Source organism: Micromonospora sp. BRA006-A (assembly GCF_033433935.1).
GTDB lineage: Bacteria > Actinomycetota > Actinomycetes > Mycobacteriales > Micromonosporaceae > Micromonospora > Micromonospora aurantiaca.
Map to the genome: position 1 here is coordinate 1,633,937 of NZ_JANCLW010000001.1, position 26,160 is coordinate 1,660,096.

The 26,160-nt window shown below is 74.5% G+C and carries 28 protein-coding genes and 1 pseudogene; 21 read left to right on the forward strand and 8 right to left on the reverse strand.

The features are described from left to right. Window positions 1-18: 18 nt before the first annotated feature. Together NMK34_RS07905 and cofC are read right to left on the reverse strand one after the other, a co-directional pair. Window positions 19-216: a cold-shock protein gene (locus tag NMK34_RS07905; RefSeq protein WP_043330566.1), complete on the reverse strand. Its 198-nt coding sequence runs from the start codon at window positions 214-216 to the stop codon at window positions 19-21. A gap of 24 nt (window positions 217-240) precedes the next feature. Further along, a pseudogene (gene cofC, locus NMK34_RS07910) lies at window positions 241-864 on the reverse strand (2-phospho-L-lactate guanylyltransferase); the annotation flags it as partial. A 95-nt stretch (window positions 865-959) separates the two neighbouring features. Here cofC and NMK34_RS07915 point away from each other — a divergent pair. The 5 genes from NMK34_RS07915 to NMK34_RS07935 all read left to right on the forward strand — a co-directional run bounded on the left by NMK34_RS07915 (window position 960) and on the right by NMK34_RS07935 (window position 5,942). Then, window positions 960-1,685 (forward strand): lysophospholipid acyltransferase family protein, encoded by a 726-nt coding sequence (locus NMK34_RS07915; protein WP_318332861.1) that lies wholly within the window; start codon window positions 960-962, stop codon window positions 1,683-1,685. Further along, the gene (locus tag NMK34_RS07920) at window positions 1,682-2,689 is read left to right on the forward strand and encodes an NAD(P)H-dependent glycerol-3-phosphate dehydrogenase (protein ID WP_013284538.1); all 1,008 of its coding nucleotides are present in this window, start codon (window positions 1,682-1,684) and stop codon (window positions 2,687-2,689) included. The genes NMK34_RS07915 and NMK34_RS07920 overlap by 4 nt, the downstream gene beginning before the upstream one ends. Window positions 2,690-2,700: 11 nt before the next feature. Continuing rightward, the gene (locus NMK34_RS07925) at window positions 2,701-3,819 is read left to right on the forward strand and encodes a cystathionine gamma-lyase (RefSeq protein ID WP_318332862.1); all 1,119 of its coding nucleotides are present in this window, start codon (window positions 2,701-2,703) and stop codon (window positions 3,817-3,819) included. 172 nt (window positions 3,820-3,991) lie between these two features. Further along, window positions 3,992-4,783: a putative protein N(5)-glutamine methyltransferase gene (locus NMK34_RS07930; RefSeq protein WP_318332863.1), complete on the forward strand. Its 792-nt coding sequence runs from the start codon at window positions 3,992-3,994 to the stop codon at window positions 4,781-4,783. 109 nt (window positions 4,784-4,892) lie between these two features. Then, the gene (locus NMK34_RS07935) at window positions 4,893-5,942 is read left to right on the forward strand and encodes an ROK family protein (RefSeq protein ID WP_318332864.1); all 1,050 of its coding nucleotides are present in this window, start codon (window positions 4,893-4,895) and stop codon (window positions 5,940-5,942) included. Between the two features lie 43 nt (window positions 5,943-5,985). On the opposite strand, the gene NMK34_RS07940 is transcribed toward NMK34_RS07935, so the two are convergent. Next, complete coding sequence (locus tag NMK34_RS07940) at window positions 5,986-6,177, reverse strand: DUF397 domain-containing protein (protein ID WP_262014756.1); 192 nt, start codon at window positions 6,175-6,177, stop codon at window positions 5,986-5,988. 4 nt (window positions 6,178-6,181) lie between these two features. After that, entirely contained in the window at window positions 6,182-7,027 is an 846-nt protein-coding gene (locus tag NMK34_RS07945; protein WP_262014757.1) for a helix-turn-helix domain-containing protein, read from the reverse strand. A 235-nt stretch (window positions 7,028-7,262) separates the two neighbouring features. Between NMK34_RS07945 and NMK34_RS07950 the strand changes: the two genes are divergently transcribed. Together NMK34_RS07950 and NMK34_RS07955 are read left to right on the forward strand one after the other, a co-directional pair. After that, window positions 7,263-7,487, forward strand: a complete 225-nt coding sequence (locus NMK34_RS07950) for a hypothetical protein (RefSeq protein ID WP_194799685.1) — start codon at window positions 7,263-7,265, stop codon at window positions 7,485-7,487. 166 nt (window positions 7,488-7,653) lie between these two features. Beyond that, window positions 7,654-8,757 (forward strand): D-alanine--D-alanine ligase family protein, encoded by a 1,104-nt coding sequence (locus NMK34_RS07955; RefSeq protein WP_318332865.1) that lies wholly within the window; start codon window positions 7,654-7,656, stop codon window positions 8,755-8,757. Window positions 8,758-8,810: 53 nt separating this feature from the next. Here the strand turns inward: NMK34_RS07955 and NMK34_RS07960 are convergent, their stop codons facing one another. Both NMK34_RS07960 and NMK34_RS07965 read right to left on the reverse strand, forming a co-directional pair. Further along, window positions 8,811-9,398: a DUF3515 domain-containing protein gene (locus tag NMK34_RS07960; RefSeq protein WP_318332866.1), complete on the reverse strand. Its 588-nt coding sequence runs from the start codon at window positions 9,396-9,398 to the stop codon at window positions 8,811-8,813. After that, window positions 9,399-9,632: an Lrp/AsnC ligand binding domain-containing protein gene (locus NMK34_RS07965; protein WP_013284547.1), complete on the reverse strand. Its 234-nt coding sequence runs from the start codon at window positions 9,630-9,632 to the stop codon at window positions 9,399-9,401. 163 nt (window positions 9,633-9,795) lie between these two features. Here NMK34_RS07965 and NMK34_RS07970 point away from each other — a divergent pair, with 163 nt between their 5' ends. Together NMK34_RS07970 and NMK34_RS07975 are read left to right on the forward strand one after the other, a co-directional pair. After that, complete coding sequence (locus tag NMK34_RS07970) at window positions 9,796-10,746, forward strand: thiamine-phosphate kinase (protein ID WP_318332867.1); 951 nt, start codon at window positions 9,796-9,798, stop codon at window positions 10,744-10,746. A 157-nt stretch (window positions 10,747-10,903) separates the two neighbouring features. Next, on the forward strand, window positions 10,904-11,371 hold the full coding sequence (locus tag NMK34_RS07975; RefSeq protein ID WP_318332868.1) for a GNAT family N-acetyltransferase: 468 nt from the start codon (window positions 10,904-10,906) through the stop codon (window positions 11,369-11,371). Here the strand turns inward: NMK34_RS07975 and NMK34_RS07980 are convergent. Together NMK34_RS07980 and rpmB are read right to left on the reverse strand one after the other, a co-directional pair. Further along, complete coding sequence (locus NMK34_RS07980) at window positions 11,368-12,624, reverse strand: ATP-grasp domain-containing protein (protein ID WP_318332869.1); 1,257 nt, start codon at window positions 12,622-12,624, stop codon at window positions 11,368-11,370. The genes NMK34_RS07975 and NMK34_RS07980 overlap by 4 nt on opposite strands. 210 nt (window positions 12,625-12,834) lie before the next feature. Further along, on the reverse strand, window positions 12,835-13,026 hold the full coding sequence (gene rpmB / locus NMK34_RS07985; protein WP_013284551.1) for a 50S ribosomal protein L28: 192 nt from the start codon (window positions 13,024-13,026) through the stop codon (window positions 12,835-12,837). A gap of 210 nt (window positions 13,027-13,236) precedes the next feature. Between rpmB and NMK34_RS07990 the strand changes: the two genes are divergently transcribed. The 12 genes from NMK34_RS07990 (at window position 13,237) to NMK34_RS08045 (ending at window position 26,008) form a co-directional block, all read left to right on the forward strand. Beyond that, window positions 13,237-14,850: a DAK2 domain-containing protein gene (locus NMK34_RS07990; RefSeq protein ID WP_318332870.1), complete on the forward strand. Its 1,614-nt coding sequence runs from the start codon at window positions 13,237-13,239 to the stop codon at window positions 14,848-14,850. After that, complete coding sequence (recG, locus tag NMK34_RS07995) at window positions 14,847-17,048, forward strand: ATP-dependent DNA helicase RecG (protein ID WP_318332871.1); 2,202 nt, start codon at window positions 14,847-14,849, stop codon at window positions 17,046-17,048. Before NMK34_RS07990 ends, recG begins: the two co-directional genes overlap by 4 nt. Window positions 17,049-17,123: 75 nt before the next feature. Further along, window positions 17,124-18,059, forward strand: coding sequence for a serine hydrolase domain-containing protein (locus NMK34_RS08000; protein WP_318332872.1), 936 nt, complete (start codon window positions 17,124-17,126; stop codon window positions 18,057-18,059). Window positions 18,060-18,139: 80 nt separating this feature from the next. Then, the gene (gene rsmD / locus NMK34_RS08005; protein ID WP_318332873.1) at window positions 18,140-18,703 is read left to right on the forward strand and encodes a 16S rRNA (guanine(966)-N(2))-methyltransferase RsmD; all 564 of its coding nucleotides are present in this window, start codon (window positions 18,140-18,142) and stop codon (window positions 18,701-18,703) included. After that, a complete protein-coding gene (gene coaD / locus NMK34_RS08010) occupies window positions 18,700-19,176 on the forward strand; it encodes a pantetheine-phosphate adenylyltransferase (RefSeq protein WP_318332874.1) in 477 nt (158 codons plus the stop codon). Before rsmD ends, coaD begins: the two co-directional genes overlap by 4 nt. Window positions 19,177-19,439: 263 nt before the next feature. Further along, window positions 19,440-19,937 (forward strand): hypothetical protein, encoded by a 498-nt coding sequence (locus NMK34_RS08015; RefSeq protein WP_135243736.1) that lies wholly within the window; start codon window positions 19,440-19,442, stop codon window positions 19,935-19,937. A gap of 124 nt (window positions 19,938-20,061) precedes the next feature. Further along, window positions 20,062-20,625, forward strand: a complete 564-nt coding sequence (locus NMK34_RS08020) for a YceD family protein (RefSeq protein WP_318332875.1) — start codon at window positions 20,062-20,064, stop codon at window positions 20,623-20,625. Window positions 20,626-20,630: 5 nt separating this feature from the next. Then, window positions 20,631-20,804, forward strand: a complete 174-nt coding sequence (gene rpmF / locus NMK34_RS08025) for a 50S ribosomal protein L32 (RefSeq protein WP_030500827.1) — start codon at window positions 20,631-20,633, stop codon at window positions 20,802-20,804. Window positions 20,805-20,936: 132 nt separating this feature from the next. Continuing rightward, the gene (locus NMK34_RS08030; RefSeq protein ID WP_318336291.1) at window positions 20,937-21,896 is read left to right on the forward strand and encodes a phosphate acyltransferase PlsX; all 960 of its coding nucleotides are present in this window, start codon (window positions 20,937-20,939) and stop codon (window positions 21,894-21,896) included. Continuing rightward, window positions 21,893-22,705, forward strand: a complete 813-nt coding sequence (gene rnc, locus NMK34_RS08035; protein ID WP_318332876.1) for a ribonuclease III — start codon at window positions 21,893-21,895, stop codon at window positions 22,703-22,705. Before NMK34_RS08030 ends, rnc begins: the two co-directional genes overlap by 4 nt. Next, window positions 22,698-23,555: a bifunctional DNA-formamidopyrimidine glycosylase/DNA-(apurinic or apyrimidinic site) lyase gene (gene mutM / locus NMK34_RS08040; RefSeq protein ID WP_262014769.1), complete on the forward strand. Its 858-nt coding sequence runs from the start codon at window positions 22,698-22,700 to the stop codon at window positions 23,553-23,555. The genes rnc and mutM overlap by 8 nt, the downstream gene beginning before the upstream one ends. Window positions 23,556-23,794: 239 nt before the next feature. Beyond that, complete coding sequence (locus NMK34_RS08045) at window positions 23,795-26,008, forward strand: MMPL family transporter (RefSeq protein WP_318332877.1); 2,214 nt, start codon at window positions 23,795-23,797, stop codon at window positions 26,006-26,008. The last annotated feature ends 152 nt before the right edge of the window (window positions 26,009-26,160 follow it).

Sequence of the window (26,160 nt, forward strand, 5' to 3'; positions counted from 1 at the left end):
GAACTCGGGCCAGGTTGTTCACGCCATCGTCGGCAAGGTCACCCGGACCACCTCGCCGTCGGCGTCCCGCTCGATCCGGACACGCTGCCCCAATCGGAGCAGCCGCAGCCCGGAGGCGTCGAACGCGCGGGCCGGGAACGCCAGCTCGGTGCCGTCGTCGAGCAGCAGCACGCCGCTGCGGGTCGACGCGTCGTAGGTGGCCACCGTCCCCTGCATGCCAGCACCGTACCGGACCACCCCGGCGACCCGGGCCAGCAGCGCGGCGGTGCGCGGCCCCACGCCCAGCCCGGCGGCGTCGGCCAGGTCCGCCGGGGTGTCCACGTCCCGGCGCAGGCTGGGCCACTCCCCGGCGAGCGGCAGCGCCCCGCTCGCCGCGTGCGCCGCGGCCGAGCCGGGCCCGAACCGCGGCGACAGTGCCGCGCCGGCCGGCGCGGCGAGCAGCACCGTGCCTCCGCCCGGGGCATCAGCCACGAACCCGCGTACCCCCTGGGTGGCCCGCAGCGCGGCGGCCAGATCGGCCGGTCGCAGCGCGGGCAGGTCGGCGGTCAGGCCGGCCACCGCGGCGCGCGGCCCGGCGACCGCCGCGCCGTGCCGGAACGCCGCGTTGAGGCCGCCGCCGGGGTCGGCGGCGACGCGGGCGCCCACCGCGCCGGCCGCCGCGGCCACCACCGGGTCGTCGGTGACCACGAGCACCAGGGCGACCGCCGGGCACGCCCGCGCCGCGCGCAGCGTGTCGGCCGCCAGGGCCAGTGCCAGCTCCTCATGGGGTACGCCGGGCAGCGCGCCCCGCAGACGGCTCTTCGCCGCCGGAAGGCGCTTCACCGGCATCACCACGGTCCAGCGGGCCTCAGACACGCCGACCATCCTGCCAGCGAGGCCGCCGGTACCCGCACTGGCCGCAGCGGGGGCGAACAGGCATGATTCTGTGCCGGGGCGCGTGGGCGGATCGAGGAGGCACTGTGGCACGGCGGAGGCTGGGGTTCTGGCGACGACTCGCCGTGGTGCTGGTGAAGCCGCTGATGACGGTCTGGACCCGGCGCACCTGGCGGGGCATGGAGCACCTGCGCCGCGACGGCGGCGTGATCCTCGTGCCGAACCACATCTCGCACGCCGACCCGCTCGTGGTCGCGCACTACGTCTACGACGCCGGGCGCTGGCCGCGCTTCCTCGGCAAGGCCAGCGTGTTCCGGGTGCCGGTGGTCGGCTGGATCCTGCACCGCTGCCAGCAGATCCCGGTCGAGCGGGGCACCGTCGAGGCGGTCAAGTCGCTGGACAAGCTGGTCGCCGCGCTGGCCGAGGGGGGCGCCGTGGTGATCTACCCGGAGGGCACCACCACCCGGGAGCCGGACCTGTGGCCGATGAAGGGCAAGACCGGCGCGGCCCGGCTGGCGCTGGCCACCGGCGCCCCGGTGGTCCCGATCGCGATGGTCGGCCCGGAACGGATGTTCGACCCGCGGACGGCCCGGTTCGGGCTGCGCCCGCGCACCCCGGTGACGGTGATCGCCGGGCCGCCGGTGGACCTGAGCCGCTGGGCCGGCGCCACGCCGACCCGGCCGATCCTGGACGAGATGACGGACACCATCATGCTGCGCATCCGGGATCTGGTCGCGGAGATCCGCGGCGGCACACCACCGCCGCTCTGGCAGCGGCCCGCCCGCACCGGCACCCGGGAGGTCACCGAATGAGCGGGCACGTCGCCGTGCTGGGCGCCGGTTCCTGGGGGACCGCGTTCGCCAAGATCCTCGCCGACGCCGGGCGGGACGTGACGGTGCTGGCCCGCCGGGCCGCCGTGGCCGAGGCGATCCGGACCGGGCGGCACAACCCGGAGTACCTGCCGGGGATCCGCCTGCCCGAGCGGGTGACAGCCACCGGCGACGCCGCCGAGGCGATCGAGGGGGCCGAGGTGGTGGTGCTCTCGGTGCCCTCCCAGACGCTGCGCGGCAACCTCGCCGACTGGACGCCGTACCTGGCGCCGGACGCCACGCTCGTGTCGCTGATGAAGGGCATCGAGCTGGGCACCACCAAGCGGATGAGCCAGGTGATCACCGAGACCGCCGGGGTGCCCGCCGATCGGGTGGTGGTCGTCTCCGGGCCCAACCTGGCCCCGGAGATCGCCGCCGAGCAGCCGGCCGCCACTGTGGTAGCGGGCACCGACAGCCGCCGCACCGCGCTGGTGCAGGCGTCCATCCGCACGCCGTACTTCCGCCCGTACACGAACGACGACGTGATCGGCTGCGAGCTGGGCGGCGCGGTGAAGAACGTGATCGCGCTGGCGTACGGCATCGCCACCGCGATGGGCTTCGGCGACAACACCCGGGCCATGCTGATGACGCGCGGCCTGGCCGAGACCGCCCGGCTGGGCGTGGCCCTCGGCGCCGACCCGATCACGTTCGCCGGGCTGGCAGGCATGGGTGACCTGGTCGCCTCCTGCTCGTCGCCGATGGCCCGCAACCGCACGTTCGGCGAGCACCTGGGCCGGGGCGAGACGCTGGAGCAGGCCCAGGCGGCCACCCGGCAGACCGCCGAGGGCGTCAAGAGCTGCCTGGCCATCCGCGACCTGGCCCGGGCGCACGGCGTCGAGATGCCGATCACCGAGCAGATCGAGCGGATCTGCCACGAGGGGATGGATCCGCGCCTGGCGGTGGACGCGCTGATGAGCCGTACCGCCAAGCCCGAGTCGTACGAGTGAGCGGAGCGGGGATGAGCAGCGAGCACTGGGGTGACGGCACGCGCAGCGTGCACGCCGGCCTGCCGGAAGCGGTACCCGGGCAGCCGTTCCTGCCCGGCCCGGTCTTCGCGGCGCCGTACCACCTGGACCCGGAGCGCGGCCCGTCCGCGGCGACGAACGGGTACGGACGGCCCGACAACCCCACCCGGCGGCTGCTGGAGACGGCGATCGGCGAGCTGGAGGGCGGCGACTGCCGGGTCTTCGCCAGCGGCCAGGCCGCCATCACCGGGCTCCTGCTGACACTGCTGCGCCCCGGCGACACGGTGCTGCTGCCCGCCGACGGCTACTTCTCGGTGCGCGCGTTCGCCTCGGACACGCTGGAACAGCTCGGCGTACGCGTGGTGCTCGCGCCGACGGCCGGGCCGTACCCGTCGTTCGACGGCGTACGGCTGGTGCTGCTGGAGACCCCGGCGAACCCCGGCCTGGACGTGGCCGACGTGCGGGCGGTGGCCACCGCCGCGCATGCCGCCGGCGCGCTGGTGGCGGTGGACAACACCACCGCCACGCCGCTCGGGCAGCACCCGCTGGACCTCGGCGCGGACGTGGTGGTCGCCTCCGGCACGAAGGCGCTGACCGGCCACTCGGACCTGCTGCTCGGCTACCTGGCGACCCGGGACGCCGGGCTGCGGGACGCGGCCACCACCTGGCGCAACGCCACCGGCGGCGTGCCCGGCGCGTTCGACTGCTGGCTGGCCCATCGGTCGCTGGCCACGCTCGACCTGCGGCTGGCCCGGCAGACCGCGAACGCGCGGGCGCTGGCCGACCTGCTCGCGGACCGCCCGGACGTCACCGGCCTGCGCTGGCCCGGACGGCCGGACGATCCGGCGTACCCGGTCGCGTCGGCCCAGATGCGGCGCGTACCGGGCGTGCTCTCGTTCGACCTGGGTGACGAGCGCCGGGTGGCCCGGTTCCTCGCCGCCTCCCGCCTGGTGGCCGCCGCCACCTCGTTCGGTGGCCTGCACAGCACCGCCGACCGGCGGGCCCAGTGGGGCGACGACACGACGCCGGGCTTCGTGCGGTTCTCCTGCGGCGTCGAGGACACCGCCGACCTGCTCGCCGACGTGACGGCGGCGCTGGACGCGGCGGGCTGACGGCGTATCGGCCGCTGGGCTAAGGTGACGGGCAGCCACGGCCCGTGCGGCCCCGACCCGAGGAGGTGAGTCCGATCCACGAGCAGAGGACCGGCGCTCCCTCCGAGTCCGCGTCGCTTCGGGGCTGAGGCGACGCCGGGGGCGCCGACGAGCGCTTCCCGAAAGGCTTGCCATGGCATCCACCGTGTTCACCCCCGATCGTCAGGCCCTCGTCCGGCGGCTGCGCGCCGCCGGCTGCGTCTTCGCCGAGGACGAGGCGGACCTGCTGATCGCCGCCGCCGACTCGGCGCAGTCACTGACCCGGCTGGCCGACCGTCGCGTCGCCGGCCTGCCGCTGGAGCACCTGCTCGGCTGGGCCGAGTTCTGCGGCCGGCGCATCGCCGTCCACCCGGGGGTCTTCGTGCCGCGCGGCCGGACCGCGCTGCTCGTCGACGCCGCGACGGCGCTGGCCGGGCCGGCACCCGCGGTGCTCGACCTGTGCTGCGGCTCCGGCGCCGCCGCCGTGGTGCTGCACGAGCGGCTGGCGCCGCGCTGGCTGGCCGCCGCCGACATCGACCCGGTGGCGGTGGCCTGCGCCCGGCGCAACCTCGAACCACTAGGCGTCCCGGTCTACCAGGGCGACCTGTTCGACGCGCTGCCGGCCGGCCGGCGCGGGACGCTGGACCTGGTGGTGGCGAACGCGCCGTACGTGCCGACCGCCGCGGTGGCCTCGCTGCCGGCCGAGGCGCGCCTGTACGAGGCGCCGGTGGCGCTCGACGGCGGCACGGACGGCCTGGCCGTGCTGCGCCGGGTCGCCTCCGGCGCGGCCGAGTGGCTCGCCCCGGGCGGGCATGTCGTGGTCGAGGTGAGCGTCGCGCAGGCCCCGGAGTTGTGCGCTGTGTTCACCGCCGCCCGGCTGGAGCCGGCGGTGGTCCGCGACGAGGAACGCGAGGCGACAGCGGTGACCGCCCGCCGTCCCGGCTGACCGTGGCGGGGGAGTCCCGCTGATCGCGGTGGGGGAGTCCCGGCGGGGGCGTGGCGGGTGGCCCGGACGGGAACTAGCCTCGGGTCAGGCGCGGCGGGAGGCGGTGGCGGTGGGCAGCGCAGGTGTGCCGGTGGTGGTGGGACTCGACAACGGGGGCACGAGTGACAACGCCACTGTGCTGACCGTCGACGGCCGGTTCCTGGTGGACGGGTTGCTGGAGATCCCGAGCGACGTCGGCGCCGGCCCGGAGACGGCGGTGGAGGCGCTGGTGCGGGCGTTCGACGGCGTCCTGGCCCACACCGGTGTGCCGCGTGACCTGGTCCGCGCGGTCGGGCTGGACACGCCCGGCCCGGCCAGCGCCACCGGTGTGATCTCGTCCCGCGGCTCGACGAACTTCTCCCAGCCCGCCTGGCGGGGCTTCGACGTGCGCACCGCGCTGGAACGGCGGCTGGGCCTGCCCGTGGTGTACGCCAACGACGGCAACGCCGCCGCGCTCTACGCCCACCACGTCTACTTCGGCGCCGACGCGATGGCCCGGTCGTCGGTGTCCGCGATCGTCGGCACCGGGCTCGGCGGGGGCGTGGTGGAGTCCGGCCGGGTGGTCGGCGGCGCGGCCGGCATGGCCGGCGAGTTCGGGCACGTGCACATCCCGCTGGACGGCCTGATCGAGCCGGACCAGGCGGCGCCGGTCTGCGCCTGCGGTTTCACCGGGGACGCGGAGAGCGTCGCCTCGCTCACCGCGATCCGGCGCAACCTGCTGCCGTACTGGCTGGCCCGGCATCCGGAGCACCCGCTCGCGGCGGAGGAGCCGGACCGGGCGGCGAAGCTGCTGCGCGGCTACGGCGAACGCGGCGACCCGCTGGCCCGCCTCGTCTTCACCCAGCAGGCCAAGGCGCTGGGCCGGCTGTTCACCATCGCGGCCAACTTCACCGACCCGCACGCGTACTTCGTCGGCGGGGGCGTGGTGGAGGCGGCGCCGGAGTTCCGGGACTGGTTCCTCGCCGCGGTCGCCGAGCACACGGTGCTCCGGGAGGAGCAGCGGGCGGTGGCCACCTTCGCGCTGGTGCCGGACCGGGACATGGCCGGCGCGCGGGGGGTGGCCATCGCGGCGCTGGAGGCGGTACGCGGTGCCGCCACCGCCGCCGCCCCACTCGGCTGACGCCGGCCCGCCCGACGGGCCACCCAGGCGGGCGGCGGGCCGGTCAGGCGCTCGGCGGCGCGGCGGTGAACGCGGCCCAGGCGTGCGGCGGGAACACCAGCACCGGGCCGGCCGGATCCTTGGAGTCGCGGACCGCCACCGCGCCGGGCAGCGGCGCCATCTCCACGCACGCGCCCTCGTCGCCGCTGTGGCTGCTCTTGCGCCAGCGGGCCGGTGTGGGATTCGTGCCGTTCATCTGGTCACCTCTCGTTCAGCAGGCGGAGGAGCTGGTCCCGGCTGGCCGCAGGGCTCAGCGCCACGGTCCGCAGGTGCTCCATGATCTTGGCGCAGGTTCGCAGGTCACCCGGCCGGTCGAGGACCATCTGCCCGGCGACTGTCTCCACCGAGGCGATGATCGGGTCCTCCGGGTCGGCGAACTCCAGGATGTGCAGCGATCCCCGGGTGCCCCGGTGGTATCCGGCGGCGAGCGGGATCACCTGCACCGTGACGTTCGGCAGCTCGGCCATCTTCAGCAGGTGCTGGAGCTGGCCGGACATCACCGAGCGGTCACCGACCGGGCGCAGCAGCGCGCCCTCGTCGATGATGGCGTCGAGGATCGGCGGCTCGGACCCGGAGAGCCGCTGCTGGCGGTCCAGTCGTAGCTGGACCCGTTGCTCCACCTGCTCGTCGGTGAGCGTGTGCGGCCCGCCGCGCATCACCCCGCGGATGTAGTCGGCGGTCTGGAGCAGACCGGGCACCACAGAAGGTTCGAAGTTCGCGATGCCGGTGGCCTCGGCCTCCAGCGCGATGAAGTCGATGGTGCGCTGGTCCAGCAGGTACGAATAGGACACCCACCAGCCCGGCTTGCGGGCGTCCTTCGCGAGTTGCACCGCCGCCGCGATGTCGGCCGGGTCCACGCCGTAGCTGGTCAGCAGCGCGCGCACGGTGGCGGGGCTGACGAGCGTCTGCGCGTTCTCGTAGCGGGACAACGTGCTCCGGGTGCTGTTGATCTCGTCGGCCGCGGCCTCCAGGGTGAGGCCGACGGCCTCCCGGTGGGTCCGCAGGGCGATGCCGAGCCGTCGGGCCCGGGCGGTCTTCGGCGCCATGCATCGATGGTCGCACATCTCGCGGGAAAGTGGGCATGAGAGAAAGTCGATGAGAGTTGCATTCACGCCGGTGAACCTGTCAATGTGTGACGGCGTCCTCACCACCGGTTGTCGTGGCGACGGTGGTGGTGAGCGACCGGAGGGGATGGGGCGCGCGGTGGTCGGATTTTTCACTCCCCCACGATCCGACCGCCGCGTGCCCCTGCCGGTCCACGAGACGGGAGGGATTGCCGCGGTGACCAGGTTCCTCGTCGTCCTCACCGACGTACGTCCGCCGGACGGCAGCCGGCGCGACGAACGGACCAGTCCGGAACGCCGCCGTCAGGTCGTCGGCGCGAGCAGCCGGGAGGCGGCCGACCGGATCGCCGGCGCGTTCATGGCGCTGGGCATGGTGCGGGCCGGCCGGCAGCGCGTGAAGGTCATCGCGGTCGGCCGCCGGCCCCGGCATCCGGCCTTCTGAGGCACGCCGCTCCGTTACTCCCCGTATATGTCACCTTGACCGTTTGCCACGCGACTCCGCGTCTCCCCGGGTAACGACCACCGCTTGCGGCAACGCACAGTAAGGTCAGTCGGGTGAGCGCCACCGGCGAGCACGGCCAGCCGCAGTCGCGAACGATGAGGTGACCATGACCACCCCAGGCAAGACCCGTGTGGCGATCGTCTTCGGCGGCCGCAGCCCCGAGCACGGCATCTCCTGCGTCAGCGCCGGCAGCGTGCTGGCCGCGCTCGACCCGGACGAGTTCGAGGTGGTGCCGGTCGGCATCACCCGGCAGGGCCAGTGGGTGCTCGCCAGCGGCGACCCGAGCGGGCTCGCCATCGCCGACCGCAAGCTGCCCGAGATCACCGCCGGCTCCGGCGCCGAACTGGTGCTGCGCGCCGACCCCGCCGTCGGCGGCCTGATGGTGCTCGACCCCGCCCAGGGGCCGGTCGCGCTGGCCGACGTGGACGTGGTCTTCCCGGTGCTGCACGGCGCGTACGGGGAGGACGGCACCATCCAGGGCATGCTGGAGATGGCCGACATCCCCTACGTCGGCGCGAACGTCTTCGCCTCCGCCGCGGCCATGGACAAGGAGTTCACCAAGAAGCTCTGCGCCGCCGAGGGCATCCCGGTCGGCCCGTACGCGGTGCTGCGCGCCGGGATGTCGCTCAGCGACGAGGACAAGGAGCGCCTCGGGCTGCCCGTCTTCGTCAAGCCGTCCCGGGCCGGTTCCTCGTTCGGCATCACCAAGGTCGACGACTGGGCGGACCTGGACGCCGCGCTCGTCACCGCGCGGGAGATCGACAGCAAGGTGCTCGTCGAGGGTGCCGTGGTCGGCCGCGAGATCGAGTGCGGCGTGCTGGAGGGCGAGGCCGGTGGCGCGCCGGAGGCCTCCGTGCTCGCCGAGGTGCGGATGATCGGCGACCAGGACTGGTACGACTTCGAGGCCAAGTACATCTTCGCCGACGAGGTCTGCGAGTACGACGTACCGGCCGACCTGCCCGAGCCGGTCGCCCGGCAGGTGCGCGAGTACGCCACCCGGGCCTTCACCGCGCTCGACTGCTCGGGCCTGGCCCGGGTCGACTTCTTCGTGACCCCGCAGATGGACGTCTACCTCAACGAGATCAACACGATGCCGGGCTTCACCCCGACGTCGATGTTCCCGCGGATGTGGTCGGCCAGCGGGCTGGAGTACCCGAAGCTGGTCAACCGGCTGATCCGTACCGCCCTGCACCGCCGCGCCGGCCGCTGACCGCAGGCGCCGTCGCCTGACGCCGGCGGACGGCGGACGTCGGGCGTCAGGCGTCAGGCGGAGCAGCCCGAGGGGATCTGCTTCGCCGAGGGGACCGAGCTGACGATCGTGTCGGAGATCGAGGTCACCCACTGCAGCGGCGGCTCGTACGACGTCGGCACCCGCACCCGGATCGGGGTCTCCCGGTCGACGGTGGTCAGCACCGTGGCGTCGGCCTCCTTCGCCGCGTGCCAGCAGACCTGGTTGACCTTCCACACCTCGTCGGTGGGCGGGAACTGCGCCGGGCTGCCGCCGCAGGCAACAGTCAGCGCCGGGTCGCCGTACGCGGCGTTCTGCTCCGGGCCCGCGGTGACCGGACGCTGCGGCAGGTCACGCACGCTGTCCGGGAGCTGCGACATCAGGGCGCGGCAGAGGATGGTCGGGCGCTCGGCCAGCGCCGGGGCGGGCATCTCGACCGGCGCGCTCGACTGCGCCCGAGGGCTCGCCGACGCGCTCGGCTCGGCGTCCGGCGACTCCGGGGCCAGCTTGGCGAACGTGAACCCGGCCACCGCCAGGGTCACCGGCACCGCGACGAGCGTCGCCCAGAGCGCGGCACGGCGGGTGGCGCCGTCCCGGCGGGGGGAGGTGTTCTTCTCGTCCACTTACAGCCGCACCACCGAACACGTGAGGGTGCGGGTGATGCCGGGCACCATCTGCACCTTGCTGACGATGAGTTTGCCGAGCTCGTCGACGGTGTTCGCCTCGGTGAGCACCACCACGTCGTACGGCCCGGTGACGGCGTCGACCCGTACCACGCCGGCCAGGTCCGCGATCAGACCGGCCACGTCACGCGCCCGGCCGACCTCGGTCTGGATGAGGATGTACGCCTGTACCACGACTCGACCTCCGTCCGTCGCCTCCGGGCGACCCGAAGGGTGAAACTACCGTACTGAGCGGCCGTGATCCCTATCGGTTGCCGGTCGGACGCGGTGAGCGAGCACACGCCGGTGCGGACAGGGGTGGGACGTGCGGAACGACGCAGCGGAGCGAGGGGACGGAATGACTGTCACTGATGTCGGCGAGTTCGGCCTGATCGACCGGGTGACCGCCCGGCTGGCGCAGGGACGGAACTGCCTGCTCGGCCCCGGCGACGACGGCGCGGTGGTGGCCGCGCCGGACCGGCGGGTGGTCGCCTCGACCGACGTGCTGGTGGAGGGGCGGCACTTCCGCCGCGACTGGTCCTCGGCGCGCGACGTGGGACACCGGGCGGCGGCGGCCAACCTCGCCGACATCGCCGCCATGGGCGCCACCCCGACGGCGCTGCTCGTCGCGCTCTGCATGCCGGCCGAGATGGACCCGGCCTGGGCCGAGGAACTGGCCGACGGGCTGGGCGCGGAGGCGGCGCTGGTCGGCGCGAGCGTGGTCGGCGGGGACATGTCCGGCAGCCCGACGCTCACCGTCGCCGTGACGGCGCTCGGCGACCTGGCCGGCCGCGAGCCGGTGGTGCGCTCGGGCGCCCGCCCCGGTGACGTGGTGGCGCTGGCCGGGCGCACCGGCTGGTCGGCGGCCGGCTACACCGTGCTGTCCCGGGGTTTCCGCACGCCCCGGCTGCTGGTCGAGGCGTTCCGCCGCCCCGAGGTGCCGTACGCCGCCGGACCCGCTGCCGCCGCGGCAGGGGCCACCGCCATGATCGACGTGTCGGACGGGCTGCTGGCCGACCTCGGGCACGTGGCGACCGCCAGCGGCGTCGCGATCGACGTGAGCCGCGACGCGTTCGAGGTGCCCCGGCAGATGCGGGACGCGGCGCAGGCGCTCGGCGTCGACCCGTACACCTGGATCCTGGCCGGCGGCGAGGACCACGCGCTGGCGGCGACGTTCCCGGCGGACGCCGCGCTCCCGGACGGCTGGCGGCCGGTCGGGCGGGTGGCGGCCGGCGCGGGGGTCACCGTCGACGGCGCCGCCTACAGCGGCCCGCGCGGCTGGGACCACTTCCGCCGGACGGCGGAGTAACCAGCGCAGCCGCCGGACGGCGGAGTAACCGGCGCAGCCGCCGGACGGCGGACTAACCGGCGCAGCCGCAGGGCGGAGTGACCGGGCGGGAGTGATCTGCGTCCGACCCCGGGCCGCCGGACCGGGCCGGAGCCGGCGACGGTCGTAACCTGGCACGGTGAGCGAGATCGAGATCCGGGAGCGGCGCTTCGACGCGCCCGAGTCGCAGGCGCTGATCCGGGCGGCGCTGGCCGACCTCGGCGCCCGGTACGGCGGCAGCGGCGACGAGACCCCCGTCGACGCGGCCGAGTTCACCCCGCCGGACGGCACGTTCCTCATCGCCTACCTGGACGGGCGGCCGGTGGGCTGCGGCGGCTGGCGCAGCCACGGCGAGGACGGCGACACGGCCGAGCTGAAGCGGATGTACACCGACCCGGCGGCCCGGGGCCGGGGCGTGGCCCGCGCGGTGCTCGGCGCGGTCGAGCGGTCCGCCCGCGACCACGGCCGCAAGCGGATCGTGCTGGAGTGCGGCGACAAGCAGCCCGAGGCGATCGCCATGTACACCTCGGCCGGCTACGAGCGGATCCCGAACTTCGGCTTCTACAAGGACGCCCCGGGCTGCCTGTCGTACGGCCGTACCCTCTAGCCGACGGTGATGCGGATCTGGCTCGCGGCGCGGCGGGCGGCGTCCGCCGCCTCGTCCGGGGTGGCGCCCCAGGTCATCAGGTGCCCGCTGCGGTGCGCCGAGGAGAGCAGCTCCGGCACTGTCTGACCGACCTTCGTCTCCACCTGCACGTCGAGCACGCCCGGCACGCGCAGCGCGTCGCGCCTGCCGTCCACGGCGGTGACGCGGCCGGGCGGCGCGATCAGGAACTCGATCGCCGCCGCGCCGGTCGCCCGCGCCGGCAGCTCCGGCCGTTCGCCGCGCAGGATCCGCAGGTACGCCTCGATGACGTCCCGCTCGTAGGCGATCGAGATGAGTGCGGTGATCATGTCGCCGGGCATCCGGGCCGCGCACTCCACGAGCGTCGGCACGCCGTCGGCGAGGATCCACTCGCTGTGCAGCATGCCGCTGCGGAAGCCGGCCGCCTCGGCGAGGCGTACCGCGGCGGCGCGCAGCGCGTCGTGCGCGTCGGCGGGCAGCGCGGACGGCACGGTGTGGCCGGTCTCGACCGGGTAGCGGCCACCGGCGATCCGCTTGTCGGTGACGTTGGCGAAGACCACCTCGCCCTCGGCCACGAGCAACTCCACACTGTGCTCGGAACCGACAAGCAGTTCCTCGACCAGCACACCGGTGGGCAGGCCGCGCTCGGTGGCCTCGGCCGGGTCGGGCGGGGTGGCGCTGGCCGCCCAGCGGGCCGGCACCTCGGCCGCGTCGGTGATCAGCTGCACGCCCAGGCTGCCCGAGCGGCGGGTGGGCTTGAGCACGCACCGCCCGCCGTGCGCCTGCGCGAACTCCACCGCCCGCGCCGGGTCGTCGACCAGCTCGTACGCCGGGTTGGCGAGCCCGATCCGGTCGGCGAGCAGCCGCATCCGGTGCTTGTCGGAGAAGACGTCGGCGGCCTCGACGCCGGCGCCGGGGAGGCCGAGCCGCTCGGCGAGCCGGGCGGTGGCGCCGACCGCGTACTCCAGGCCGGGCAGGACCAGCCGGGCGTCGGCGAGGCCGGGCTCGCGGGCGAGCAGGGCGTCCGGGTCGAAACCGGTCTGGTACTCGGCCGCGACGAGGCGCCCGATCATCGGCAGCCGCTCGGCGAACCGGGCCAGGTCGCGGCGGGCGATCACGTCCGGCTCCTCGACCAGCACCACGCTGCCCGGCGGCAGCTCCTGGTCGAACCAGCTCAGCGAGCCGAACGACGCGCCCACCACCACCAGTTGCTCGCGACCCAGATCGAGGTCCACCGGTCACCCTCCCCACGGCTCGCGCCGGAACCGGACGGCCGGCGCAGCAGCACCCTAACCGGCCGGATCGCGGCGGTCGCCGTACGGTCGGTCAGGGGTGCGGGGGCGGGTCGGTGGATACAACCGCGCGGGGCCGCCGGACACGACAGAAGCCGGCGGACCCCGAAGGGATCCGCCGGCGACCGACGATGTTCCGGTGGCGCTACCGCGTCAGGCGCGGGTGACCTTGCCGGCCTTGATGCACGAGGTGCAGACCTGCAACTTCTTGGTGGTGCCGCCACCGGCCGGGGTACGCACCGACTGGATGTTCGGGTTCCAGCGGCGGTTGGTCCGCCGGTGCGAGTGGGACACGTTGTGGCCGAAGCCCGGCCCCTTGCCACAGACGTCGCACACGCTAGCCACGGGATACTCCTGGGATTGAAACGTTCATGAGGTCGCCGCCAGGCGCTGCCCGGGCAACCTGGTCAGGTTACCCGATGACAGTCGGTACGCCCAACCGGCCCTTTCGCGAGCCCACCCAGCGTACCGGCGTCCCGGCCGGGCCGTCGGCCGGGGCGGACACGCGGCGGACGACCCCGGCGCGTGTCGGTGTGCGCCAGTAGGCTTCCCGACGTGCTGGAGACCCTCGACGCCGCAGCGGTACGCCGCTGGTGCGCGAGCGGGCTGACCGCCCTCCGGGCCCACCAGGGCGAGATCGACGACCTGAACGTCTACCCGGTGCCCGACGGCGACACCGGCACCAACCTGGTGCTCACGTTCACCTCCGCCCAGCAGGCCCTGGCGATGGACCTCGGCACCCTCCCCGACGACGGGCACACCCCGCACGGGCACGCGCTGCGGCTGATGGCCCGGGGCGCGCTGCTCGGGGCGCGCGGCAACTCCGGGGTGATCCTCTCGCAGATCCTGCGCGGTCTCGCCGACACGCTCGCCGCCGTGCCCGCGGTGCGCGGGCGGCAGCTCGCCGACGCGCTGGCCGACGCCACCACCGCCGCCTACGCCGCTGTCGCCCGGCCGGTCGAGGGCACGCTGCTGAGCGTGGTCGCCGCCGCGGCGCACGCGGCCCGCCGGGCGGACAGCGACGACCTGCGCGCCGTGGCCCGGGCCGCGAGCGAGGCGGCGGCGCACGCGCTGGCGCGTACCCCCGAGCAGTTGCCGGAGTTGGCCCGCGCGGGCGTCGTCGACGCCGGCGGGCGCGGCCTGTGCCTGCTGCTGGACGCGCTGGTCGAGGTGATCACGGGGGAGAGCCCGGGCCAGCCGGCGCCCGCACCACCCGCCCGCCGCGCGCCGGTCACCGCCGTGCGGGAGAGCGGCTCCGACGCGTACGCCTACGAGGTGCAGTACCTGCTCGACGCCACCGACGAGGCGGTGAACCGGCTGCGCGCCGAGCTGGACGCGCTCGGCGACTCCCTGGCGATCGTCGGCGACGGCGCCGGCACCTGGAACGTGCACGTGCACGTCAACGACATCGGGGCGGCGGTCGAGGCGGGCGTGGTCGCCGGCCGCCCCCACCGGATCAGCGTGACCCGCTTCGCCGACCAGACCGCCCCGGCGCCCGGGCCGCAGGTGCCGCCGCCGGAGGGGCGGGCCGCCGTGGTGGTCGCCACCGGCGCGGGCATCGCGGAGCTGTTCGCCGCCGAGGGCGCGGTGGTGGTGCCCGCCAACCCGTCCACCGGTGAGCTGCTCGACGCGATCCGGGCCACCGGCGCCGCCCGGGTGGTGGTGCTGCCGAACGACCCGAACACCCAGTCGGTGGCGAGCGCGGCGGCCAGGGAGGCGCACGGCCTCGGCGTGAAGGTGAGCGTGGTGCCGACCCGCTCGCCGGTGCAGGCGCTCGCGGCGCTCGCCGTCCGCGATCCGAAGCGGCGGTTCGAGGACGACGTGATCGCGATGGCCGAGGCGGCCGGCGCCTGCCGGTACGCGGAGGTCTGCCACGCCGCCCGGGAGGCGCTCACCGTCGCCGGTCCGGCCCGCCCGGGTGACGTGCTGGCCCTGGTCGAGGGCGAGGTGCACCTGATCGGGCAGGATCTGGTCGACACCTGCACCGCCGTGGTGGACCGGATGCTCGGCGGTGGCGGCGAACTGGTCACGCTGCTCTGCGGCGCTGACGCGCCGGCCGGGCTGGCCGACCGGGTCCGCGCGCACGTCGAGGGGGCTTGGCCGTTCGTCGAGGTGCAGGCGTACGAGGGCGGGCAGCCGCACTATCCGCTCCTGGTGGGGGTCGAATGACTGGTGAAGCGGCCACTGTGGACACGCCGCTGAAGAAGCTGGTCGGCGAGCGCACCGCGAAGGCGCTGGCCGGGCATCTCGACCTGCACACCGCGGGCGACCTGATCTACCACTTCCCACGCCGGTACGACGAGCGCGGCGAGCACACCGACATCCGCTCGCTCGACGTGGGGGAGCAGGTCACGGTGCTGGCCCAGGTGCAGCGCACCGCCGTGCGCCCGATGCGCCAGCGGCGCGGCAACCTGCTGGAGGTCACCGTCGGCGACGGCTCCGGCGGCGTGCTCACCTGCACGTTCTTCGGCAATCAGGCGTGGCGCGAGCGGGAGCTGCGGCCCGGCCGGTGGGGGCTGTTCGCCGGGAAGGTGACCGAGTTCCGGGGTAAGCGGCAGCTCAACGGCCCGGAGTACGTCCTGCTCGGCGAGGGCGGCGAGGGCGAGGCAGCGGCGAACGAGGAGGTCGAGGAGTTCGCCGGGGCGCTGATCCCGGTCTACCCGGCCGCGGCGGCGGTGCCGACCTGGGTGATCGCCCGTTGCGTCCGCGTCGTGCTCGACACGTTCACCCCGCCGGAGGATCCGCTGCCGGCCACCGTCCGGGCCACCCGCAACCTGGCCGACATCGGCACCGCGCTGCGCGAGATCCACCGTCCGACCAGCAAGGAGGCGCTCTACCGGGCCCGCCGCCGGCTGAAGTGGGACGAGGCGTTCGCCGTGCAGCTCACGCTGGTGCAGCGCAAGCAGCGGGCGGCGGCGTCGCCGGGGCGGGCCCGGCCGGCGAAGGCGGGCGGCCTGCTCGACGCGTTCGACGCGCGGCTGCCGTACGAGCTGACCTCCGGCCAGCAGGTCGTCGGGCGGGAGATCGCCGCCGACCTGGCCCGGCCGCACCCGATGCACCGGCTGCTCCAGGGCGAGGTGGGCTCCGGCAAGACGGTGGTGGCGCTTCGCGCCATGCTCCAGGTGGTCGACGCCGGTGGGCAGGCCGCGCTGCTGGCCCCGACCGAGGTGCTCGCCGCCCAGCACCACCGGGGCATCCTCGACCTGCTCGGGCCGCTCGGCCGGGCCGGTGAGCTGGGCGCCGCCGACGACGCCACGCGGGTGGAGCTGGTCACCGGCTCGCTCGGCGCGGCGGCCCGGCGGCGGGCGCTGACCGAGGTGGCCGAGGGGCGCGCCGGCATCGTGCTCGGCACGCACGCCCTGCTCTACGAGGGCGTCGACTTCCACGACCTCGGCCTGGTGGTGGTGGACGAGCAGCACCGCTTCGGCGTGGAGCAGCGCGACGCGCTGCGCGCCAAGGCCGAGCAGCCGCCGCACGTGCTGGTGATGACCGCGACACCGATTCCGCGCACCGTGGCCATGACCGTCTACGGAGACCTGGAGACCTCCACGCTGTCCCAGCTCCCGCAGGGCCGTTCACCGATCGCGTCGCACGTGGTCCCGGCCGCCGAGAAGCCGGCCTTCCTCGACCGGGCCTGGCGCCGGTTGCGCGAGGAGGTCACGAAGGGCCACCAGGCGTACGTGGTGTGCCCGCGGATCGGCGAGGGCCCGGTGTCGGACGAGGAGCCGCCGCGGGAGGACGACAACGGCCGCCGCCCGCCGCTGGCCGTGACCGAGGTGGCCCCGCTGCTGGCCGAGGGGCCGCTGCACGGGCTGCGGATCGGGGTGCTGCACGGCCGGCTGCCGGCCCACGAGAAGGACGCGGTGATGCGCGCGTACGCCGACGGCGAGCTGGACGTGCTCGTCGCGACCACTGTGGTCGAGGTCGGCGTGAACGTGCCGAACGCGACGGTGATGATCGTGCTGGACGCCGACCGGTTCGGCGTCTCCCAGCTGCACCAGTTGCGCGGCCGGGTCGGCCGGGGCTCGGCCGCCGGTCTCTGCCTGCTGGTCACCGAGGCGGCCGAGGGTTCGTCGGCGCGGGAGCGGCTGGACGCGGTCGCCTCCACCACCGACGGGTTCAAGCTCGCCGAGCTCGACCTGGAGCAGCGCCGGGAGGGCGACGTGCTGGGCGCGACCCAGTCCGGCCGGCGCTCGCACCTGCGGCTGCTGTCGTTGCTGCGCGACGCCGAGCTGATCCGCGACGCGCGGGCCGAGGCGACCGAACTGGTCGAGGACGACCCGGACCTCTCCCGGCATCCGGCGCTGGCGGCGTCGGTCGCCGCGCTCGTCGACGAGGAGCGCGCCGAATACCTGGAGAAGGGCTGACGGCGGGCCCGGCCGGCGCCCCGGTGCGGCTTCGCGGGACTGCGGCGCGGGCGTCGCGTGCCTAGGCTCGCGCAGATGTCGACACCATCACTCGAACACGGCGTGCTGCTGCTGACCCGGGGCGACGAACTCGTGGTGGACCGGGTGGCCGGAGTCGCCGATGAGGCGTCCGGCCGGCGGTGCACCGCGGCGACGCGGTTCCAGATCGCCTCGATCAGCAAGCAGATGGCCGCCGTGGCGGTGCTGCTGCTCGCCGAGCGGGGAGCGCTGGGCCTGTCCGATCCGGTGGTACGCCGGCTGCCCGGCACGCCCCCGCCGCAGTGGTCCGGCATCACGCTGCACCACCTGCTCACCCACACCTCCGGCCTGGGCCACTGGGAGGACTACCCGGCGATCGACCTGCACGGGCCGGCCGAGCCGGCCGAGCTGCTCGACCGGTTCGCGGCGCTGCCGCCGCTGTTCCGGCCCGGCGCGGGATGGCACTACAGCAGCCCCGGCTACGTGCTGCTGGCCCGGACCGTCGAGCGGGTGGCCGACCGGCCGTACGCCGAGTTCCTCGCCGAGGAGGTCTTCGCGCCGCTGGGCATGACCGGTAGCTTCGCCGGTTCCGGCGACGGGCGGGCGGACGTGGCGATCGGGCACGAGGGCGGCCGTCCGGTGCCGTCCTGGGATCTGACGACGGTCAGCCTGGGCGCGGGTGACGTCTGGTGCACCGGGGCGGACCTGCTCACCTGGCTCGACGTACCGCGCCGGGGCCGGCTGCTCGGCGCGGCCTCGGTGGCGGCGATGACCGCGTCGCACGCGCCCACCGGGCGGACCGGCGAGGCGTACGGCTACGGCTTCTTCGTCGGCCCGCTGGCCGGCCGGCGGGCGCTGCACCACTCCGGCGACAACGGCGGCTACAAGGCGTTCGCCGCCTGGCTGCCCGGCTCCGACCAGCGGCTCGTGCTGCTGACCAACCGGGCCGAGGTCGATCCGCGGACGATCACGTCGGCGCTCGACGCGACCTGACCGCCCGTACGCACGGCGAGGGCGCGCCGGCCGGGTGGTCGGCGCGTCGCGTAGCGTCGGGGCATGCGCAGGGAGCGACGGTGACCCGGATCGTGGCCGGTACGCTCGGCGGCCGGCGGATCGCCGCGCCACCGGGTGCCGGCACCCGGCCCACCTCCGACCGGGTCCGCGAGGCGCTGTTCAGCGCCGTGCACTCGCATGTCGACCTGGACGGGGCGCGCTTCGCCGACCTGTACGCCGGTTCCGGCGCGGTCGGTCTGGAGGCGCTGTCCCGGGGCGCGGCCCACGTGCTGCTCGTCGAGTCCGACGCGCGGGCCGCCCGGGTGATCCGGGAGAACATCGCCGCGCTGCGGGCCGCGCCGGCCGCCCGCCTGGTCACCGGCAGGGTCGCCACCGTGCTGGCGGCCGGTCCGGACGGCGGGCCGTACGACGTGGTCTTCGCCGATCCGCCGTACGCGGTGCCGGACGGCGAGATCACCGCGATGCTGGCGGCGCTGGTCGACGGCGGCTGGCTCGCCCCGGACGCCCTGGTGGTCGTCGAGCGGTCCAGCCGTACCGGACCGGTCACGTGGGTGGAAGGTGTCACTCCGGAGCGCAGCAGACGTTACGGCGAGACCACTCTTTGGTACGGTCGCCGATCATGAGACGTGCGGTCTGCCCGGGCTCGTTCGACCCGGTCACCAACGGACACCTCGACATCATCGGCCGGGCCAGCCGGCTGTTCGACGAGGTGATCGTCGGAGTGCTGGTCAACCAGTCCAAGCAGGGCCTGTTCACGGTCGAGGAGCGCATCGACATGCTCCACGAGGTGACCGGCTCGTACGACAACGTCCGGGTGGAGTCGTTCCGCGGCCTGCTCGTCGACTTCTGCCGGGCGCAGCAGGCGAGTGTGCTGATCAAGGGCCTGCGGGCGGTGAGCGACTTCGACTACGAGCTGCAGATGGCCCAGATGAACATCGGCCTGGCCGGCGTGGAGACGCTGTTCATGCCGACCAACCCGCTCTACTCGTTCATCTCGTCCAGCCTGATCAAGGACGTGGCGAAGTGGGGCGGCGACATCTCCGCCCACGTCCCCGACCTGGTCCGAGCCCAGCTCTCCGCCCGCCTCCGCCCCTGACCTCGCCCCGCCCTCCCCACCCGCCCGCCCGACCCCCGCGATCTTGCAGTTTCGGCCCGGACATTCCTCCCGCAAGGGACGAACGCCGGGCCGCAAGTGCAAGATCGCCGGGGAGAGGGGCGGGTGGGCGGCGGGCGGGCGACGCGCCGGGTGGGGCGGGTGGGGTGGTTGTGGCTCGGGCGCGACATGATGTCTGCAGCGCCGAGACCGGGCGCGAGGCCGCATGATGGAGGGCGGCCGACGAAGACAGGAGTGAGGTACCGGTGGACCCGCTCGATCGCATCGACGAACTGATCGCCATGGTGGAGCAGGCCCGCTCCGTCCCGATGTCGCGCAACAACTGCATGGTCGACCGGGGCGAGATGATCGCCGCGCTCGACGAACTGCGCGCGGAGCTGCCCGCCGACCTGCGCCGGGCCGCCGCGTTGCTGGAGGAGCGGGACAAGATCATGGAGGCCGGCAAGCGCGAGGCCGACCGGATCATCAGCGAGGGTGAGGCGGAACACGCCCGGCTCGTCTCGGTCAACGAGATCACCGTCTCGGCCGAGCATGAGGGCGCGCGGATCATCGCCGAGGCGCGGGCCGAGGCGCAGCGCCTCCGCGAGGAGGTGGACGACTACGTCGACACCGCGCTGGCGAACTTCGAGCAGTTCCTCACCCGGGCGCTGGCCTCGATAGAGCGCGGCCGGGACAAGATGCACGCGCTGCGCGAGATCGGGACCTTCGGCGGGGACGAGGCGGACCGCCCGCTACCCTTCTGAGCGGCGCGCGGGCCGGTCGCCGACAGCCGGCTCCCGCCGGGCCGGAGGCGAGCCCCCGGTTCGACGGTCCGCCCGTCTGGCAGGTAACCTTCTTTGTCGGCCTCTCAACGGCCGGAGTCTGACTATGCCCAAACACTCGCCAAGCACACTCAACCCCAGGTCGCCGCTGGTCCTCGACACGAGGGAACTGCCGCGCCGACCTGGCGCGTTGCGTACGCACAAGCGGGTCGTGCCGGCACCGGCGGACCTCGGCGTGGAGTTGATCGGCGTGCCGGAGGGCGCGGACCTCGACCTCGATCTGAGGTTGGAGTCGGTGTCCGAGGGCGTACTCGTCTCCGGGACCGTCACCGGTCCCGTCAAGGGCGAGTGCGGCCGCTGCCTGCGCGAGATCGACGACTCGTTGGCCGTGACGATCCAGGAGCTGTACGCGTACGAGAACAGCACCACGGACGACACGACCGAGGAGGACGAGGTGGGCCGGATACAGGGCGATCTGATCGACCTGGAGCCGGCGTTGCGGGACGCGGTGGTGCTGGCGCTGCCGACGAACCCGCTCTGCCGGGAGGACTGCCCAGGCCTGTGCCCCGAGTGTGGGGTGCACTGGGACGATCTGCCGGCCGACCACAGCCATCAGCAGGTCGACCCGCGTTGGGCGAGCCTGACGCAACTGACCCGTACAGAGGAGTAAGAACCGTGGCCGTCCCCAAGCGCAAGATGTCGCGCAGCAACACCCGCGCCCGCCGGGCGAACTGGAAGGCCTCGGCGGTGGCGACCGTGGCCTGCCCGCAGTGCAAGTCGGCCAAGCTGCCGCACGCCGCCTGCTCCGTCTGCGGCACCTACAACGGCCGTCAGGTCCTCGAGGTCTGACCCGGCTGCCGAGTGACGTCCCCGACCACCGGTCGGGTGACGCGCGCACCAAGGCTCTCGCCCGGTGCCCCGGCTCCCGCCACCGCCGACCGGTTCACGGCCGGCGGATCGTCGGAGCCGGGCGCCGCGCGGATCGCCGTCGACCTCCTCGGCGGGGACGATGCTCCCGCCGTCGTGGTTGACGGCGCTCTGCGAGCGGTACGCACGGATCCCGCCCTGCACCTGATGCTCGTCGGCCCGATCGAGGTGGCCGACGAGCTCATCGGTGCGCTCGACCCGGCCCAGCGCGCCCGGGTCACGGTCCGCCCGGTGCGGACCGTCGTCGGCATGGCCGACCATCCCACCGCCGCCCGCGGCGAGAGCACGGTACGCACCGCCGTGCAGGCCGTCCGCGACGGACTCGCCGACGCGGTCGTCTCCGCCGGTTCGACCGGCGCCACAGTCACCGCCGCCGCGCTCGGCCTCGGCCGCTGGACCGGGATCCGCCGTCCCGCGCTCGCCGCCACGCTGCCCGCCGTCGAAGGGCCGGTGGTGCTGCTCGACGTCGGCGGCACGCTCGAACCGGGCCCGGCCACGCTGGCCCGGCACGCCCTCCTCGGCGCGGCCTACGCGTCGGTGGCCCACGCCGTCACCGCACCCCGCGTCGGGTTGCTCTCCGTCGGCCACGAGACGGGCAAGGGCGACCGGCTGCGCCGCGTCGCCGCGCCCGCTCTCGCCGCCGCGCCGCTGCCCTGCGACGGCCGCTACGTCGGCCTGGTCGAGGGGTACGACATCTCGCTCGGCGCCCGCGCCGACGTCGTGGTGACCGACGGCTTCACCGGAAACGTCCTGCTGAAGGCCATCGAGGGCGCGTACGCCATGGCCGGCGGCCCGCCCGCACGCGGCGGCGCCCCGCGTGCCGCCGCGCTGCTCGGGGTGGGCGGCACCGTGGTGGTGTGCCACGGCGCGGCCGGCTCCGAGGACGTCGCCTCCGGAATCGCGCTCGCGGCCCACCTGTGGCGCCGCGACGCCGCCGCGACGGTCCGCTCCCTGCTCGCGGACATCCCGCACGATCTCGCACCTGACCGACACGACACCGAGGTAGCACCATGACCAACGACAAGCGGCGGCGTGCTCCCGTCGGCCACCTGGAGGCGGCCTTCGGGGTGTCGCTCGACCCGGAACTGCTGGAACGCGCGCTGACCCACCGCTCGTACGCGTACGAGAACGGCGGCCTGCCCACGAACGAGCGGCTGGAGTTCCTGGGCGACTCGGTGCTCGGCGTGGTGATCACCACAGCCCTGTTCCACAACCACCCCGACCTGCCCGAGGGGCAGCTGGCGAAGCTGCGCGCCAGCGTGGTCAACATGCGGGCGCTCGCCGACGTGGCGCGTGGCCTGGGCCCGGACGGGCTGGGCGCGTACCTGCTGCTCGGCAAGGGCGAGGAGGCCACCGGCGGACGGGACAAGGCGAGCATCCTGGCCGACACGCTGGAGGCGCTGCTTGGTGCGATCTATCTCCAGTACGGCCTGGACACCGCCGCCATCGTCATCCACCGGCTGTTCGACCCGCTGATGGCCGAGTCGGCGGGCCGGGGCGCGGCGCTGGACTGGAAGACCAGCCTCCAGGAGCTGACCGCCGCGCTCGGGCTCGGCGTGCCCGAGTACCGGATCGAGGGCACCGGACCGGATCACCTCAAGACGTTCACCGCCTGGGTGGTGGTGGCCGGCAACCGCTACGGCGGCGCCGAGGGGCGCAGCAAGAAGGAGGCCGAGCAGCGCGCGGCCGAGTCGGCCTGGCGGATGCTCACCGAGCAGGCCGAGGCGGAGGCGGCGGCGCGGGCGGAGGCGGCGCAGGCGGAGGCGGAGACGAGCCCGCAGGACGACACCTCCGACGTGGAGGCGGGCGCCGGCCGTGCCTGAGCTGCCCGAGGTCGAGACCGTCCGGGTGGGCCTCGCCCAGTGGGTGATCGGCCGGCGGATCGCCGCTGTCGAGGTGCGCCACCCCCGGGCGGTACGCCGGCACGCGCCCGGCGGCGCGCACTTCGCCGACGTGCTGGCCGGCCGGACGATCACCGGGGTACGCCGCCGCGGCAAGTACCTCTGGCTGCCGCTGGACAGCGGCGACGCGGTGATCGGCCACCTCGGCATGTCCGGCCAGCTGCTGCTGCAGCCGGTCGGCGCGGCCGACGAACTGCACCTGCGGGTCCGGTTCCGGTTCGCCGACGACGGGCCGGAGCTGCGTTTCGTCGACCAGCGCACGTTCGGCGGGCTGTCCGTGTCCGAAGGTGGGGCGGAGCTGCCCGCCGAGATCGCCCACATCGCCCGCGACCCGATGGACCCGGAGTTCTCCGACGAGGCGTTCGTGGCGGCGCTGCGGCGCAAGCGTACGGAGATCAAACGCGCCCTGCTCGACCAGACGCTGATCTCCGGGGTGGGCAACATCTATGCCGACGAGGCACTGTGGCGGGCGAAGCTGCACGGCACCCGCCCGGCCGACGCGCTGACCCGTCCGGCCGCGCTGCGGCTGCTCGGGCACGTGCGGGACGTGCTCGCCGAGGCGATCAAGCAGGGCGGCACCAGCTTCGACGAGCTGTACGTCAACGTCAACGGCGAGAGCGGCTACTTCGACAGGTCGCTGAACGCGTACGGCCGGGAGGGCGAGCCCTGCCCGCGCTGCGGCGCGCCGATCCGGCGGGAGGCGTTCATGAACCGGTCCTCCTACAGCTGCCCGCGATGCCAGCCGCGGCCCCGGGGCACCCTCCGGGGATGACCCCGAGCCGGTTCGGGGTTGCGCCGGTGTGCATGGCCCGGCGGTCCCCGGAGACGCGCCGGAGCGTACCCGGAGATGCCCTTTTCCGCCCGGTCCGCGCGGCCGGTTCCGACCGCGCGGACCTCGCCCTGCGGATCGGGGACGAGCGGGGGCCCTTCCCCGATGCCGGGGCCCCGCCTGCTGCCTAGCGTCATCTGGGGTCGGCACAGGGCCGGCATCAGGAGGGTGGAACCCGGGACATGGGCAGGCGACCGGTGACCGTGCGGCTGGCACGGTGGAGTGCGGAGCATCCGTGGCGCGCGATCGCGTTGTGGGTGGTCTTCGTGGCGGTGTGTTTCGTGGGCGGCAGCGCCGCCGGGCTGAACGAGGCGACCGACGAGGATCAGGCGATCGGCGAGTTCGGACAGGCACAGCTGATCGTCGACAGTGGCGGGTTCGACCGGCCGGCGACCGAGAACGTGCTGATCACCGCCCGCTCGGGTTCGCTCGACCAGGCGGCGGCGAAGGCCGCCGCGCAGGACGCGGCGGACCGGCTGCGGCGGGTCGACGGCGTGGCCTCGATCGGTACGCCGATGCCGTCGCGCGACGGCAGCGCGCTGCTGGTGCCGATCACCATGTCGGGCGACCCGGGCACCGCCGGGGACCGGGTGCAGCCGCTGCGGGACACCACCGCGAAGGTGCAGGACGCGCACCCGCAGCTACGGGTGGAGCAGGTCGGTGGCCCGTCGATCGACAAGGCGCTCGACGACACGCTCGGCAAGGACTTCAAGCGCGCCGAGCTGCTGAGCCTGCCGGTGACGCTGGCCATCCTGATCATCGCGTTCGGCGCGCTGATCGCCGCCGGGGTGCCGGTGCTGCTGGCGCTCTCCTCGGTGGCAGCGGCGATGGGTCTCTCCACACTCGCCTCGCACCTGGTGCCGGCCACCGACACCACCGCAAGCGTCATCCTGCTGATCGGCATGGCGGTCGGCGTGGACTACTCGCTGTTCTACGTGCGGCGGGAGCGGGAGGAACGGGCGAAGGGCCGCTCCGGCCTGGACGCGGTGGAGATCGCCGCGGAGACCTCCGGGCACGCCGTGGTGGTCTCCGGCACCGCAGTGATCATCTCGATGGGCGGCCTGCTGCTCGCCCAGGACGCCATCTTCTCGTCGCTGGCGGTCGGCTCGATCCTGGTGGTGGCGGTCGCGGTGATCGGCTCGCTCACCGTGCTGCCGGCGCTGCTGGCGAAGCTGGGCCGGTGGGTCGACCGGCCGCGGGTGCCGCTGCTGTGGCGCCTCACCGCGCCGCGCAACGGGCAGCCGGCCCGGCCCCGGTTCTGGCCGGCGGTGCTCAAGCCGGCGCTGCGCGCGCCGGTGGCCACGCTGCTGATCTCGGTCGCGCTGCTGCTCGCGCTCGCCGCGCCCGCGCTCGGCATGAAGCTGAAGTTCCCCGGCCCGGAGGACGTACCGCGCACCACCGCCGCCATGCAGGCATACGACCGGCTCACCGCGGCCTTCCCGAGCAACGGCACCAGCCACACGGTCGCCGTGCGGGCACCCGCCGAGCAGGCCGACCGGGTGCGGGCCGCGCTCACCGACCTCGCCGGCCGTACCGCCGCCGACCCGCTCTTCGCGCCGGCCGAGGGGGACGGCCCGGAGATCCAGGTGTCGGCGGACCGGCGGGTGTCGGTGCTGGAGGTGGCCACGCCGCATGCCAGCCGCTCCGACGAGGCGTCCCGGTCGCTGCACGAGCTGCGCGAGGACCTGGTCCCGGCCACGCTCGGCCGCATCCCGGGCGTGGAGTACGCGGTCGGCGGCGGCGTGGCCGCCAGCGAGGACTACGCCGCCCACATCTGGGCGAAGCTGCCGATCGTCGCGGCGTTCGTGCTGGCGCTGACGTTCCTGGTGATGGCGTGGACGTTCCGGTCGATCGTGGTGGCGCTGACCTCGATCGTGCTGAACCTGCTCTCCGCCGGCGCCGCGTACGGGCTGCTGGTGCTGGTCTTCCAGAGCACCTGGGCGGAAGGGCTGCTCGGCTTCACCTCGATGGACGCGATCGTCACCTGGCTGCCGCTGTTCCTGTTCGTGGTGCTGTTCGGACTGTCGATGGACTACCACGTGTTCGTGGTCAGCCGGATCCGCGAGGCGGTCGACCGGGGCATGCCCACCCGGGAGGCGGTGGCGTACGGCATCACCTCCTCGGCCGGCGTGGTGACCAGCGCGGCGGTGGTGATGGTGGCGGTGTTCTCCATCTTCGCCACGCTCAGCATGATCGACTTCAAGCAGCTCGGCATCGGCCTGGCGGCGGCGATCCTGCTGGACGCCACGATCATCCGGGCGGTCGTACTGCCCTCGGTGATGACGCTGCTCGGTGACGCGAACTGGTGGGCGCCACGCTTCATGCGCCGTCGGCGGCCCGTCCCGGCGGTCGAGCCGCCGCCCGCCCCGGCACCGGAGCTGGTCGGCGCCCGCTGAGCCCGAGCGGACCCGCCCCGGTCGGCTCCATCCGGGGCTCCGTCCGGGACTCGGTCCGGGGCCCGGTCCGGGGCGCGGTCCGGCGCCCAACCGGAAGTGCCGAACAGCTTGACATCAGTTCCGGCTCGTGCCGGCCGCAGAGAAGGCATTCG

Bases quoted from the DNA above. Each gene is read 5' to 3' on its own strand.
- recG (WP_318332871.1), top strand. From the start codon at position 14,847: ATGACTGGTGAAGCGGCCACTGTGGACACGCCGCTGAAGAAGCTGGTC.
- NMK34_RS08000 (WP_318332872.1), top strand. From the start codon at position 17,124: ATGTCGACACCATCACTCGAACACGGCGTGCTGCTGCTGACCCGGGGC.
- NMK34_RS07930 (WP_318332863.1), top strand. From the start codon at position 3,992: ATGGCATCCACCGTGTTCACCCCCGATCGTCAGGCCCTCGTCCGGCGG.
- NMK34_RS07970 (WP_318332867.1), top strand. From the start codon at position 9,796: ATGACTGTCACTGATGTCGGCGAGTTCGGCCTGATCGACCGGGTGACC.
- NMK34_RS07905 (WP_043330566.1), bottom strand. From the start codon at position 216: ATGCAGGGGACGGTGGCCACCTACGACGCGTCGACCCGCAGCGGCGTG.
- NMK34_RS08045 (WP_318332877.1), top strand. From the start codon at position 23,795: ATGGGCAGGCGACCGGTGACCGTGCGGCTGGCACGGTGGAGTGCGGAG.
- NMK34_RS08020 (WP_318332875.1), top strand. From the start codon at position 20,062: ATGCCCAAACACTCGCCAAGCACACTCAACCCCAGGTCGCCGCTGGTC.
- NMK34_RS07945 (WP_262014757.1), bottom strand. From the start codon at position 7,027: ATGGCGCCGAAGACCGCCCGGGCCCGACGGCTCGGCATCGCCCTGCGG.
- rnc (WP_318332876.1), top strand. From the start codon at position 21,893: ATGACCAACGACAAGCGGCGGCGTGCTCCCGTCGGCCACCTGGAGGCG.
- coaD (WP_318332874.1), top strand. From the start codon at position 18,700: ATGAGACGTGCGGTCTGCCCGGGCTCGTTCGACCCGGTCACCAACGGA.
- NMK34_RS07920 (WP_013284538.1), top strand. From the start codon at position 1,682: ATGAGCGGGCACGTCGCCGTGCTGGGCGCCGGTTCCTGGGGGACCGCG.
- NMK34_RS07955 (WP_318332865.1), top strand. From the start codon at position 7,654: ATGACCACCCCAGGCAAGACCCGTGTGGCGATCGTCTTCGGCGGCCGC.
- NMK34_RS07925 (WP_318332862.1), top strand. From the start codon at position 2,701: ATGAGCAGCGAGCACTGGGGTGACGGCACGCGCAGCGTGCACGCCGGC.
- NMK34_RS07940 (WP_262014756.1), bottom strand. From the start codon at position 6,177: ATGAACGGCACGAATCCCACACCGGCCCGCTGGCGCAAGAGCAGCCAC.